8 protein-coding genes are annotated in these 12,951 nt (G+C 48.3%); 7 read left to right on the forward strand and 1 reads right to left on the reverse strand.

Annotated features, from left to right (window positions below; translation table 11 throughout):
• Positions 1 to 22 precede the first annotated feature (22 nt).
• A complete protein-coding gene (locus tag PAHA3_RS06945) occupies positions 23 to 544 on the forward strand; it encodes a hypothetical protein (RefSeq protein ID WP_062834061.1) in 522 nt (173 codons plus the stop codon).
• A gap of 108 nt (positions 545 to 652) precedes the next feature.
• Here the strand turns inward: PAHA3_RS06945 and PAHA3_RS06950 are convergent, their stop codons facing one another.
• Positions 653 to 1,792, reverse strand: a complete 1,140-nt coding sequence (locus PAHA3_RS06950; RefSeq protein ID WP_062834062.1) for a GGDEF domain-containing protein — start codon at positions 1,790 to 1,792, stop codon at positions 653 to 655.
• A 233-nt stretch (positions 1,793 to 2,025) separates the two neighbouring features.
• Here PAHA3_RS06950 and PAHA3_RS06955 point away from each other — a divergent pair, with 233 nt between their 5' ends.
• From PAHA3_RS06955 to PAHA3_RS06980, 6 genes are all read left to right on the forward strand, one after another.
• Positions 2,026 to 8,739, forward strand: coding sequence for a DUF7507 domain-containing protein (locus PAHA3_RS06955; protein ID WP_062834063.1), 6,714 nt, complete (start codon positions 2,026 to 2,028; stop codon positions 8,737 to 8,739).
• The gene (locus PAHA3_RS06960) at positions 8,736 to 10,427 is read left to right on the forward strand and encodes a DUF11 domain-containing protein (RefSeq protein WP_062834064.1); all 1,692 of its coding nucleotides are present in this window, start codon (positions 8,736 to 8,738) and stop codon (positions 10,425 to 10,427) included. The genes PAHA3_RS06955 and PAHA3_RS06960 overlap by 4 nt, the downstream gene beginning before the upstream one ends.
• A 154-nt stretch (positions 10,428 to 10,581) precedes the next feature.
• Positions 10,582 to 10,839: a YolD-like family protein gene (locus tag PAHA3_RS06965; RefSeq protein ID WP_036608707.1), complete on the forward strand. Its 258-nt coding sequence runs from the start codon at positions 10,582 to 10,584 to the stop codon at positions 10,837 to 10,839.
• Between the two features lie 99 nt (positions 10,840 to 10,938).
• Positions 10,939 to 11,058, forward strand: a complete 120-nt coding sequence (locus PAHA3_RS06970; RefSeq protein ID WP_024631887.1) for a hypothetical protein — start codon at positions 10,939 to 10,941, stop codon at positions 11,056 to 11,058.
• Between the two features lie 156 nt (positions 11,059 to 11,214).
• Positions 11,215 to 11,718, forward strand: a complete 504-nt coding sequence (locus PAHA3_RS06975) for a ferritin (RefSeq protein ID WP_062834066.1) — start codon at positions 11,215 to 11,217, stop codon at positions 11,716 to 11,718.
• A 418-nt stretch (positions 11,719 to 12,136) separates the two neighbouring features.
• Complete coding sequence (locus PAHA3_RS06980; protein ID WP_062834067.1) at positions 12,137 to 12,877, forward strand: polysaccharide deacetylase family protein; 741 nt, start codon at positions 12,137 to 12,139, stop codon at positions 12,875 to 12,877.
• Positions 12,878 to 12,951 lie beyond the last annotated feature (74 nt).

Here is a 12,951-nt window from a genome sequence, read left to right on the forward strand (position 1 = left end):
TGGATAGACAAGGAGGGGTGAAATGTCTGGACAATATACATCGGTACCTTATGGTTATGAGCCGCCTGCGGCCAGCCGCAAAGGCACACTGACTTTTTATGACTCGTTTGAACTTGTAACCGATGAGCAACTCGAACGTGCCGCTGCAACGGCGGATTCCCGTTCATTCGTACAGCTTGTGCTGTATCCTTTACACGAGAGCACGTTTAAGCGAATGAGCAAGGATACGATACAAGCCTATTACAAAAGGGAAGATCGCCTGCATGATTGGCGGCGGGAACATCCAACCGCACGTATACGTGTGGAAGGACTGGAGGGTAAGAGAAAAAAATATACGCCTGTGGATAGCGCGCTGCGTCATATCACTGCAGAATACCCGGCCCCTCACTTTCTTTATTTGACGGTAGAGATGGCCAATATGTTTGCTTCATTTGATTCCTTCAAGGATTGGATTAAAGAGCTGCGCCTCATCATTGACGGATCGTCTGGAGATCTGCATCCCAGGTTGGAGCAAAATCGTCATCGCTGGGAATGGGCGGAATGAAGACATAGAATTAAGATGTCGATGTTGGTAAAAAGATCAGCTCGATGATTGTAAAAAAAAAAGTTGTGTTGTACACCGTAATTCCGGTGTACAGCACAACTTTTTTTATTATGTTTTTGCAACGAAGGACGAAGTCAGATCAAGTGACGTTACGGTTTTATTTTTACCTGTTCGTTTGGCGAGATACAGACAGGCATCCACTTCCTCGAACAATTTGTCTTTGCTCAGATTGGGACTGTAGCTTTTGAGACCGATACTCACCGTAATGGAAGCTCCTTCAAGTTCCAAATGGCCCATCAGGGCAATCTTCTGACGAATCTGTTCCACCAGGGCGTAGGCTTGCTCGAAAGACTGCTCAAACATCAATAAGGCGAACTCTTCGCCACCGTAGCGTGCTGCAATATCACTTGAGGTAATCGTCTCCTGAATGATCAGTGACACTTTCTCCAGAATGATGTCTCCAACCCGATGACCATATGTGTCATTAATGGATTTGAAATCATCAATATCGATCAGAGCCAGATGCATACTCATACCACTGTTGGCGTACTCAATTGCTTTTTCATAATAGTCCTTGAATGAGCTTTGGTTGTAGAGGTTGGTTAAACCGTCTGTTTTGGACTGTTTGGTCATAATGGCGTTTCGCACAATAAGGTCCTGCTTGGCAAGCATGCTTGCCTGAAGATCGTCCAGCACTTCGACTCCGCTGGTTACGATAACCTGTGCTACATATGTACCAAGGATTAGAAAAGCCGGAATGGATACCATGTCAAATGAAGACAGGTACGATCGGTAATCTGGATCGAACAGAACCAGAAGATAACCCATCATCTGCATCAGAAAGACTATCCAGACTCTCTTTTTACTGAAGAACAGAACCGAAGCGAAGATAGGTAACAGACAGATCGCTAATATAATCCGAATGTCATAATTGACATGAATAATCGTCCAGGCGATAACCGTGCTGGCTATAGACATGGTGTAAAAGGAATATGAACTGAAGCGTCGATCAACCCAACTTGCAATCAAAATGCAAGAACTGCTGATGGCTGTAGGCCAGAACAGGACATTCATCAAGAAATCTGCAGGTGCGCGATCATATTCCAGAAACAGGAAACAGCCAATCTGAATGGCGAGATGTGCCATAATGACAATCCAGTAGGCATGGAGCATTTTTTTGATCCATTTGGAATGCTTGAACTCGTATTCTGTTGGAATGTGGCTATTGTGCGTATGGAAACTCTTCATATATCACCGCTGACTGCATCATAATGGTACGACAGAATTCTCTCGTATATGATGATTATAAATCACAATGAACAAAACGCAAATCATTAAATTCAAAGCATGAGAAGTAAGCTTACATTATATTACAGAGAGAACAGTAACTTTCCGAAAAGGGACATACAAATTTCGGAGGGAGCGTCATAGACTAATAATAGGCTCCGTTTCATAGGATTGTAATTCTTGCTGAAGGGGAGGTGACTTCCATTCCTCTTGTCGTTCGTTCAACCGTCAACGCTACGGGGGCAATTACGTTTACGGGCAATACGCTGGGTCTGAGCCGTTCCGATACGGTAGGGGTGCCTGGTACACAGGACAGCATCGGGGCGTTCACGACGACTAACGCAGACGTGCGTTTCGGAACGTATCCGCTGGGAACTACAAGTTTGTACCAGAGCAATAGTTCCGCCGCGAGTCTTGTGCTTCCTGCAGGGAGCACGATTCTGTATGCGGAATTAATCTGGGGCGGAAGTTATATCAATGGAACTGTCAATCTGAGCGCGGCGATCAACAATCCGGTAACGTTCATCACCCCTGCAGGTTCATTCAGTGTTACACCCGACCCGGCGACCTACAATCAATTTGATCTGGGGGGCGGTGGTGCTGGCTATGTACGTTCCGCCAATGTGACTACACTTGTACAAGGCGGGGGAGCAGGTACATATATCACCGGAGCAGTGGTAGGGACTATTGTTATTCCGGGTGATTCCACGGCCAATCATGCAGGGTGGACACTTGGGGTTATTTATCAGAATCCCAATCTCCCTTTTCGCAACATGTCTTTGCGTGCAGGCGGCGTACTGGTGCAATCTACTTCACCACCGGTAGTAACAACATTGACAGGATTCGCAACCCCCCTCTCCGGTGCACTTGGAGGTAGAGCGCTGTTCAGTGCCCAGGAGGGTGACGCGAATCGGACAGGAGATCAGGCGTTATTTGGACCCACTTCGGCGACATCAGTGGCCTTATCGGGACCGAACAATCTGGCAGCAAACTTTTTTGCCTCCCAAATCAATGGGGATACGGGAGCACTTAACACAACAGGCACGTTTGGCACACGAAATCAGACCAATGGAGCTCCAGGCTCAAACATTGTTGGCGGTCGTCAAGGTTGGGATATTACCAATGTGGATGTGTCTGCAAGACTCATTAACAATCAATCCTCGGCAGTACTGACGCTAACCACTTCAGGTGACGCGTACATTGTGAACGCGAATGCGATACAAGTTGATATCAATGCACCCAGGATTACAGTGGCCAAGGCTTCTGTGGCGACTGGAGCGGTCGCGGGAGACAGCGTCCTGTACACGGCAACGATTAGTAATGGGGGTACAGCCAGTGCTGCCAGTGTGGTATTGTCCGATACGTTGCCACCGGGTCTGACCTTCATTCCAGGCAGTGTCACGGTGGGAGGGGTGTCCCGTCCAACACTGGATGTGACCGCAGGCATACCACTGGGTTCATTAAATTTAAGTACTAGTATTGTCGTGACCTATCGGGCCCTGATCGTGAATGATACCAGCATCCTTCAACTCGTCAATTCGGCAAATGCAGCATTTACCTTTCAAAGCGTTGCAGGTGGTGCAGTCATTACAGGAGTCATTCCGTCGAATAGTTCTACACTTCCTGTGTATTCACCTAACCTGTCCATTGTGAAATCGGCAAATACAACAAACGCTACGGTCGGAGATCAGGTAAGTTATACACTTCAAGTCGTTAATGGAGGAAACGTCTCAGCCAACGTTACGATATCCGATAATATTCCAAGTGGCAGCACTTATGTTGCCGGAAGTTTTCGCGTAAACGGAACAGTTGTTGCAGGAGCCAATCCGGTTACAGGGGTTAATTTGGGCAGTCTTGCAGCAGGAAGCACAACGACTATAACCTTTCAAGTCCTGGTCACGAACCTGCCAACACCGCCTACGTTGGTGGATCAGGCTACAGCTCCGTATTCATTCATTTCCGCTGACGGACGGACCATAACGGGTACGGTGGTGTCCAACACACTGACGATTCCGGTAACCTTGCCGAATGTAACTGTTGTCAAAAATGCAACGGTAACAGACGTTGCAGTTGGAGAAACCTTTACCTATTCGGTGGTCACGACGAATGGTGGCATACAAACCATTAGCAATGTCGTCCTAACGGATAGTCTTCCGGCGGGTCTTAATTTTGTGCCCGGAAGTGTGGTTGTCAGGGGTGTCAGTGTACCAGCAGCTAATCCAGCCAGTGGCATAGCCCTAGGTACATTGACGGCAGGAAGCTCCGCAACCGTGACATTTCAGGTTAATGTGCAGTCTTTGCCGGGTACCGGTTCGTTCGTCAATCGAGCGGTCGTATCTTATAGTTCAGGCACGTTTACAGGGATCTCCAACTCAAACTCCATCACAACACCTGTATACCAGCCTGTGATTACAATCAATAAGTCGGCGAATCAGACTAATGCCACATTGGGAGATCAGCTTGCGTATACACTGCTCGTGACGAATAGCGGGAATATTGCAGCACAGGTGAACGTGACCGATACGATCCCGGCAGGTCTCACGTTCATTCCCGATTCGGTAACGGTGAATGGTACAGCACGTCCAGGTGTCAGTCCTTTAACCGGAATCACGCTGGGGAGCCTCCTGCCTGGAGGGAGTGCCACGGTGGTATTTCGCACGTCACTGACGACGCTCCCATCCCCGCCAACATTGGAGAATCAGGGAACAGGAAACTACACGTACCAGCTCCCGAGTGGACGTAATCTGTCAGGAAGTAGCCTTTCCAATATCGTTCGCATACCCGCTTCAGCTCCCAACATATCCATTGCCAAAACAGTTAATACAGCAGACGCCACTGTAGGGGATGTGCTCACCTATACGGTTGTAACCACCAATTCTGGCAGCGGGGCAGTTCAGAACCTAGTTCTCTCAGATACGCCTTCTGCTGGTTCAGAGTTTGTATCCGGGAGTGTCACCAATAATGGTGCCGCGGCAAGAAATGCAAGCCCGGTTTCGGGTATTGCTCTGGGGACGTTGAACAGCTCCAGCAGTGTAACCGTGACCTACCAGACAAGAGTGACCTCCATTCCTGCTACAGGTTCGGTCAGCAACCGTGCAAGTACAGCTTTTACGTCAGGCAGTTTTAATGGTGTTTCCTCATCGGTCACAGTGAATACGCCGATTTTTCAACCTGTCATTCAAGTGGTGAAATCGGCCAGTACAACGAGTCTGACCGTGGGAGATACCTTTAATTACACCATCCAGATTACGAATACGGGCAATATTGCAGCGACGGTTACGTTAACAGATCCGGTTCCTGCCGGAGCCATATTCAATACCAACAGTGTCATCATTAATGGCTCGCCTGTACCTGGTGTCAGCCCAAACTCTGGAATCAGTCTGGGAGCACTCGCCGCGGGCGCAACCGCGACAGTCACTTTCCTTGCAACGGTCACCAGCCTGCCAGATGCAAGACAGCTGATTAATCAGGCTATTGCATCCTATAGCTACGCTCTTCCGAGCGGAAGGAATATTTCAGGTTTTGTTTCATCAAATACAATCACCATTCCCGTATCCCTGCCGAATGTAAGTATTGTAAACAGTGATAACCTAGATTACGCCGTATCTGGAGATGTCGTTCGATACACTTCAGTCATTCGTAACAACGGAACAGTAGCAGTGAGCAACGTGGTGTACGCGAACCCGCTTCCTTCGAACACCCCATTTATACCCGGAAGTGTCATTGTGAACGGGACGTCATTCCCGCTCTCCAATCCGACCGCCGGCATTCCAATCGGTACATTGGCCCCAGGGGCTGAGGTAACCGTAACTTTTGAGGTGAGGATAACTATGCCGATCCCTTCGCAGATTAACAATCAGTCGACGGTCAGCTTCACATCCGGTTCATTTTCGGGGTCATCATCGTCCAATACCACACAGACTCCGGTCATACAGCCACAGATTTCACTTGTCAAAACGGCGAATACAGCTAATGCAACCGTAGGTGATACGGTGGTATATACCGTGACTGTCAGTAATGCTGGTAACTTGGAGGCCAATGTAACGGTGACCGATACCATTCCGGCTGCAACCACGATTGTGCCGAACAGCGTGGTGGTATCCGGCGTGCCACAGCCGGGAGCAACACCAGCAGCAGGTATTCCGGTCGGTATTGTAGCAGCGGGAGCGACAGCTGTCGTCACGTTTGCGGTGGTTGTGAATTCACTTCCATCGCCTCAGCAGCTCAGCAATTTTGCAACGTCATCCTTTACATTTACACCTCCTGATGGAAGGACGTTAACAGGAACAGCCACTTCAAATACACTGACATTTCCCGTTTCTTCTCCCAACGTTGCTGTTGTCAAAAGCACTTCATCAACTGCTGCTGCCGTGGGTGATACAGTCAGTTATTCCATTCTGATTACGAACAGCGGTATTGCGCCGGTAAGCAATATTCAATTTTCCGATCCGATTCCTGCCGGAGCCACTTTCAACACAGGCAGTGTTACCGTGAATGGGGTGGCCCAACCCGGTTCCAATCCGGCAGGGGGGATATCACTTGCTACATTGGGACCTGGAGCATCCGTGACCGTGACATTCAGTGTAAGGGTCAATGAAATTCCACCGGGGGGGCAGTTGAGCAACCGTTCCACAGTCAGTTTTACCTCTGGAGCGTTCTCAAGCACGACGTTTTCCAATACAGTGGTCACTCCGGTGTACCAACCGATTCTTACAGCTCAAAAGACAGCAAGCACACAAAATGCCACTGTCGGGGACACCGTTAGCTATACGATAAACGTGAGTAATCAGGGGAACTATGGAGCCCAAATCAATCTGACGGATAACTTGCCAGCGGGTACCATTCTTGTTCCGAACAGTGTCATTGTGAACGGTCAACCGTTACCAGCTGCAAGTCCGGCAACGGGCATTCCCGCAGGCAATGTGGCTGCCGGGGCAACAACCACGATTACGTTTTCCGTAGTTATTGATACGTTACCAACCCCCCAGCAGCTCGTGAATCAGGCTTTGGTTGCGTTATCCTTTACATTGCCAGACGGGCGGAATATTACAGGGACCGTATTGTCCAACGTGCTTACCATTTCGGTTTCAGCACCGGATGTGGATGTAGTCAAATCCACGACATCAACTGCTGTTTCTGTCGGGGACATCGTAACCTACAGCATCGCCGTAACCAATAATGGAATTGCGAGTGTTAGCAGTGTGATTTTCACAGATGCGGTGCCGGCAAGTACAATTCTTACCGCAGGCAGTGTGTATGTTGATGGTGTTCTTCGCCCAGGTGCTAACCCCTCAACTGGAATAACGCTTGGTTCCATTGCACCAGGCGTGACCGTCACGGTTGTGTTTAGTGTGCGGATCACATCTCTTCCGGCAAGTGCAGTCTTGAACAACCAGTCAACCGTGAGTTTCACATCCGGTGCATTCTCTGCTACCACATTCTCCAATACCATTACAACACCGGTGTACCAACCCATTCTGGCAGCAGTCAAAACAGGTGATCAGGCCATTGCAACTGTGGGAGATACGGTGGTCTACAGCATTGCTATTACCAATACCGGGAACTACGGAGCATCTGTCACATTGACGGATACCATCCCGGCTGGAACAGAGCTTGTACCGAATAGTGTCATTATTAATGGCGCTTCAGCACCTGGTGCTGATCCGGCTTCAGGTATCCCACTGGGGGTTGTATCCACAACAACTACGGTTCTGTTCTCCGTTGTGATTGTTACGCTGCCTCTGAGCCAGTCCATAACCAATCAGGCTTCAGCTACCTTTTCCTACACATTGCCTGATGGAAGAACATTGGGAGGCAGCATTACGTCGAACGCACTCAACATTCAAGTATCTGCTCCAAATGTCAGCGTAGTGAAGACTACTCCAGTCATTGATGCTGTGGTAGGGGATACGATCGTATATGAGATGGTTGTGAGCAATAACGGAATTGACCCTGTCAACAACATTGTGATCACCGATCCGATTAGCCCAGCCACGACATTTGTTACAGGCAGTGTTCTGGTGGACGGCGTCCCGCGTGCCTTAGCTAATCCGGCGCTCGGTATTGCTCTTGGTACGCTGGCACCGGGAGCATCTGTAGCCGTTTCGTACGCGGTTCGGGTCAATTCACTCCCAACGCCACCTCAAGTGAGCAGTCAGTCTTCCGTAAGCTTCACGTCTGGCGTTTTCTCGGGAGCGGCCTATTCCAATACAGTTATCACACCGATCTATCAGCCGATACTGGCATTAACGAAAACAGCCAGCACCTCCAATGCAACGATCGGTGATACCATCATTTATTCCTTTACCATTAACAACAGTGGAAATCTCGGAGCCAACTTGACCTTAACGGACAATATACCGGATGGCGCCGTACTGCTCCCCAACAGTGTTCTGATCAATGGTGTTCCACAACCCGGAGCCAACCCGGAATCAGGGATTGTGGTTGGTACGATACCGCCTGGGGGATCGGTGAACGTGACGGTTACGCTTGAAGTTACGGTGGATTCGTTGCCACAGAACCAGCAGCTGATCAATCAGGCCACTGCTAACTATACCTATAGTCCGCCAGATGGCCGTCTGTTGACTGGAACCGTATCTTCCAACGTGCTGGTGATCCCTGTATCTGCACCTAATGTTGTTGTTGTCAAAAGCACAAGTGCCATTGATGCTGTGGTTGGCGATGTAATCACCTATACGGTTGTCGTAACCAATAGCGGCATTGAAGTGGTAAATAATGTTGTCATGGTTGACCCTGTGCCGGTAGGCACGGTATTTGTAACCGGAAGTGTAACTGTGGATGGCGTGGCAAGACCTAACGGTAATCCGAATACAGGAATAACGCTCGGTTCCATTGCTGCCGGTGCTTCCGTGACCGTTACATTCCGAGTAGAGGTCGTTGTGTTATGAGTCCCAATTCCGGTCCGTTGTCCCACTGGCTTCAGAATCAGTCGTTGGTTCGATTCAGCTCGGGTACGACTGAACTGGAACAGGTGGCGTATTCCAATACAGTCATTACTCCATGGGTCGGGCCCAGGCTGGAAGTGAAAAAGCAATGTAATGTAGCTGTGGCTACACTCGGGCAGTCCCTGACCTACCTGATCGAGATTGTTAACACAGGCAATTGTACAGCTACTGTTCATGTCGTGGATTCTTTATCTGCCGAAACATCTCTTCTTCCCAATAGTGTATTACGTGATGGAATTCCACTACCCGGTGCTTCACCGGAGCATGGGCTGCCTCCAGCAGAGATCGCGCCGGGAGCAACGCTGAGATATCATTTTCAAGTCGTGGTGTTGCGGATACCCACTGGCTTCAAGCTGCTCAATCAAGCTCAGGTTAACTATGAGTTTGGGACATCCGAGGGCAGGACGGTCAGAGGTGTGGAGAGATCCAACACGGTGGAGGTGAGTATGGTCTCGTCCCGCCTTGAGGTCAGCCTTCAAGCCGAGCGGGGCCAGACTTTCTCAGGAGACATTGTTATGTACACCGTCATCGTGAGTAATCCGGGTTTTATTATAGCTACGGGTGCTCAGGTAACGATTGCTTTGCCTCAAGGTGTTGTTTTTATTCCTGCCAGTGTGATTGTGAATGAAATGTTCGCGCCTCAAGTCACGCCTGATACCGGAATAGAGCTTGGGGAGATTGAGCCTGGAACTTCCGTTCGGATACAATACCGTGTTCAGGTCGTGGGGAGAAGCGATACGAACGGAATATCAAGCGTAGCTGTACTAACGTATATCTCGGCAGGTCAGCAGGAAACGGTCTACTCCAATGAAGTTACCTTGGAAGTGATACAGCCCCAGATCTCTGTGGTCAAAAGTGTACTCCCGGTAACGGCCACATGGGGGGATACCGTCCGATATAATATTACCGTCTCCAATGCAAGCAGCTATGCGGTGGATGGCACCCTGATGGATGTATTGCCATCAGGTATGACATTTGTCGAAGGCAGTCTGGGCTGGAATGGGGTTAAACGTCCCGGAACCAATCTGGCCAAAGGGCTTAATCTGGGGACGTTGACTGCCAGATCTGTTCTGAATATTCAGTTCGAGGGCAAACTTGCAGAACGTGGTGAACTGATCCCTGATCAATACAGATATGTGAATCATGCCAGCCTGATGTATACATTTCGCTTGCCGGATTCACGGTCAGTGCAGCGGATGATTACATCCAATGAAGCTGTCGTCGAGTTGAAAACGCCGATAATCCAGGCTTATGTTCAAGTGGCGCCTACACTCGTTGAGCAGGGAGGCACAGTCACGTTCGAGGTGCGTGTGGTGAATACGGGCAATCTGCCAGCACGCGTACAATTGGGGGGCATTTTACCTGAGGGGGCTAAATGGCTTGGGCAAGCTGCGGGCCAGATCCAATGGAGCATTCCGGAATATTCCACGCCAAGGGTTCTGCATGTGGGGGAAATTGAGCCGGGAACGGAAAGGAACATCTCTTATGTAGCGCAGTTATCTTCAGAACAGACAGGTACGCTGCAAGGGGCCCTGACCGTCATGTACACGTATGAATGGAATGGACAAAAACGTGCAGGAGAATCCCGATCGAATGAGTACAGCATCATTGTGGAGTATGGTGAAGAATAGGGGGGAACACGGTTAACGGTAACTTGCCTGAGGAATTTGCTCAATCTTGGGTGCCACGACATTACACAGACGTAAATGAATGGTATACTAATTGAATATGAACTCGGCAATCAACCCGTGGAATCGGGACGTCGGAGTAGAGGAGGCAGCCACATTGGCAAAAGCAAAAGTAGCAAAAAGACCTACACGGGATGAGTTTGAACTTGAAGAGTTGGGAAATCAGCTGGTTGAAGCCTTTCGTGAACGTTCGGAAGTACTGTTGACGGTATGGGGCAAGGAAGATCAGGTGCAAGGAGTCATTGTCAAAATGGACTCCCGTACACGACTCGTGCATGTAGAGTATACAGAGGAAGAGTTCACGGCGAAGGTACCATTTCTGGATATCATGCGAGTGCAATCTCCACGGTACTGAACGAAAAAAACAGCTTTTGAATAATTAGGGCATCCGCCCTGTCAAAGTCGTTCTTCCTGCATAAGATAACCCATACCTGTTGCAGAGGAGGTACGGTCAATGAGCGAAGTATTAGGTGGAGAAGCAAGAGGCTACGGATACGGAGGTTTCACTTCTGTAGGTGCCATTCTGGTTCTGTTCATCCTGTTGGTTATCATCTCCAAAGCGTTCTTGGTATAATTGCATATCTCTAAAGAATGAAAGAAGCTCTGCCATCGCGGCAGAGCTTTTTTGTTCGTTCAGTCATTGGCGAAATTTGTAGAAATTCGGTGTAAGTCCTGCAGTCGTTATGTTAGAATATAACCATCCCTAGAGAAAGAAAGAGGTGTTTTGAAAATGAGCAAAGAGTTAACAGAATCTTTAAATGAACAGATGAACTTTGAGTTTTATTCCGCTCATGTATATCTGGCTATGGCAGCCTATTGTTCCAGCAAAAGTCTGGATGGATTTGCGAACTTCTTCATCGTGCAAGCGGAGGAAGAGCGATTCCATGGCATGAAAATATACAAATTCCTGAATGATCGTGGACAACGTGCCACACTGGCGGCTTTGCCAGAACCGAAGAATGAATATGCTTCGATGCTGGATGTATTTGAGCATGGTTATGCTCATGAGCAGCAAAACACGAAAAAATTCTACAATCTGGCTGACATCGCCCTGAATGAACGTGAACATGCAACGATGTATTTCCTGAAATGGTTCATTGATGAGCAGGTTGAAGAGGAAGCATTGTTTGACAACATTATTCAGAAGCTGCGCCGCATCGAAAAAGACAGCAATGCCTTCTACATGCTGGATGCAGAGTTTGGCAAACGTTCGTTCACTGCCCCAGCTGAATAACTGTACGTTGGGAGTCGAAAAGATTCCAGCGACATAAGATCATCTACATACAGCATGATGCCTTATGCTGATTGAAGACAAAGAAGCTTGCACTTGTGCAGGCTTTTTTTGCATGCATAAATATTTAATTATTTTATTGATATGCTTGAATCGTAGCAAAAGTCTATCAAAATCCTGAATATGGGTAATAGAGGATATGTCACAATTGATCTATCCTGGCGGGATCTTATTTTTGCGCAAATCTATCAAATTCGTATTAAATTTTAGGTTTATCTGACAAAAGTGTAACTCTACCGTAGCCTTTGAAGCGAGAACAAGAGCTGCTATCTTTGATAGTATTAGGATTAATCGCCAAGGGATGAAGGTAGAACAACATGGACACCCGGGGAAATATAACACATAAGGGAGACTTTTAATTATGCTACATATTCGCAAATCTATCATGGTCACACTTGCCATTCTATTAATCATTCCACTATTATTGCCGCAGTCGGTATCTGCCAAATCAGCTACATCGAAGGATAGCGCAAACAAAGCGAGTTCCAAAATCATATACCTGACTTTTGACGACGGGCCAACCGCTCACACAGGTCAGTTACTCGATATTCTCGATCAATATAATGCGAAGGCAACGTTCTTCATGTTGGGCCCTCAGATGGAGCAATTTCAGAAGGCTACCAAACGCATCGTAGCTGACGGGCATGGATTGGGTCTGCATGGTGTGACTCACGTTCCAAGCAAATTCTATAAATCTGCCTATAGCGGATTGAAAGAGATGCAACAGGCCAATGTAAGTCTGAACAAGGTTGCCGGAGTTAAAACAAGTCTCGTTCGGACGCCATATGGTAGTAAGCCATATCTCAAGCCGGCATTCCGCAATGTACTGCTTGGTCAAGGTGGATTCCATCTGTGGGATTGGAATGTGGATTCGGAAGACTGGAAATACAAGAAGGATCACCAGAAAGTCTATAACAGTGTAATGAAGCAGATCCACAATGTGCAAAAGAGCGGAACAACGCCTGTTGTGCTTATGCACGACCAGGAAGCGACGTTGAAGGTCCTGCCACAAGTGTTGAAAACATTGAAGGCAGAAGGGTATCGTTTTGAAGTATTAAGCAAGAAAGTACAGCCGGTTAACTTCTGGAACGACAAGCGTTAATCTTTTGAACTACGAATCAGACATTAGATCGATCCTGACTACACATTGGACACAACTCACAACGAAGGAGGTAC

It is taken from the genome of Paenibacillus amylolyticus (assembly GCF_001570725.1).
GTDB classification, from domain to species: Bacteria; Bacillota; Bacilli; order Paenibacillales; family Paenibacillaceae; genus Paenibacillus; species Paenibacillus amylolyticus_A.

Bases quoted from the DNA above. Each gene is read 5' to 3' on its own strand.
- PAHA3_RS06975 (WP_062834066.1), top strand. From the start codon at position 11,215: ATGAGCAAAGAGTTAACAGAATCTTTAAATGAACAGATGAACTTTGAG.
- PAHA3_RS06960 (WP_062834064.1), top strand. From the start codon at position 8,736: ATGAGTCCCAATTCCGGTCCGTTGTCCCACTGGCTTCAGAATCAGTCG.
- PAHA3_RS06945 (WP_062834061.1), top strand. From the start codon at position 23: ATGTCTGGACAATATACATCGGTACCTTATGGTTATGAGCCGCCTGCG.
- PAHA3_RS06980 (WP_062834067.1), top strand. From the start codon at position 12,137: ATGCTACATATTCGCAAATCTATCATGGTCACACTTGCCATTCTATTA.
- PAHA3_RS06950 (WP_062834062.1), bottom strand. From the start codon at position 1,792: ATGAAGAGTTTCCATACGCACAATAGCCACATTCCAACAGAATACGAG.
- PAHA3_RS06970 (WP_024631887.1), top strand. From the start codon at position 10,939: ATGAGCGAAGTATTAGGTGGAGAAGCAAGAGGCTACGGATACGGAGGT.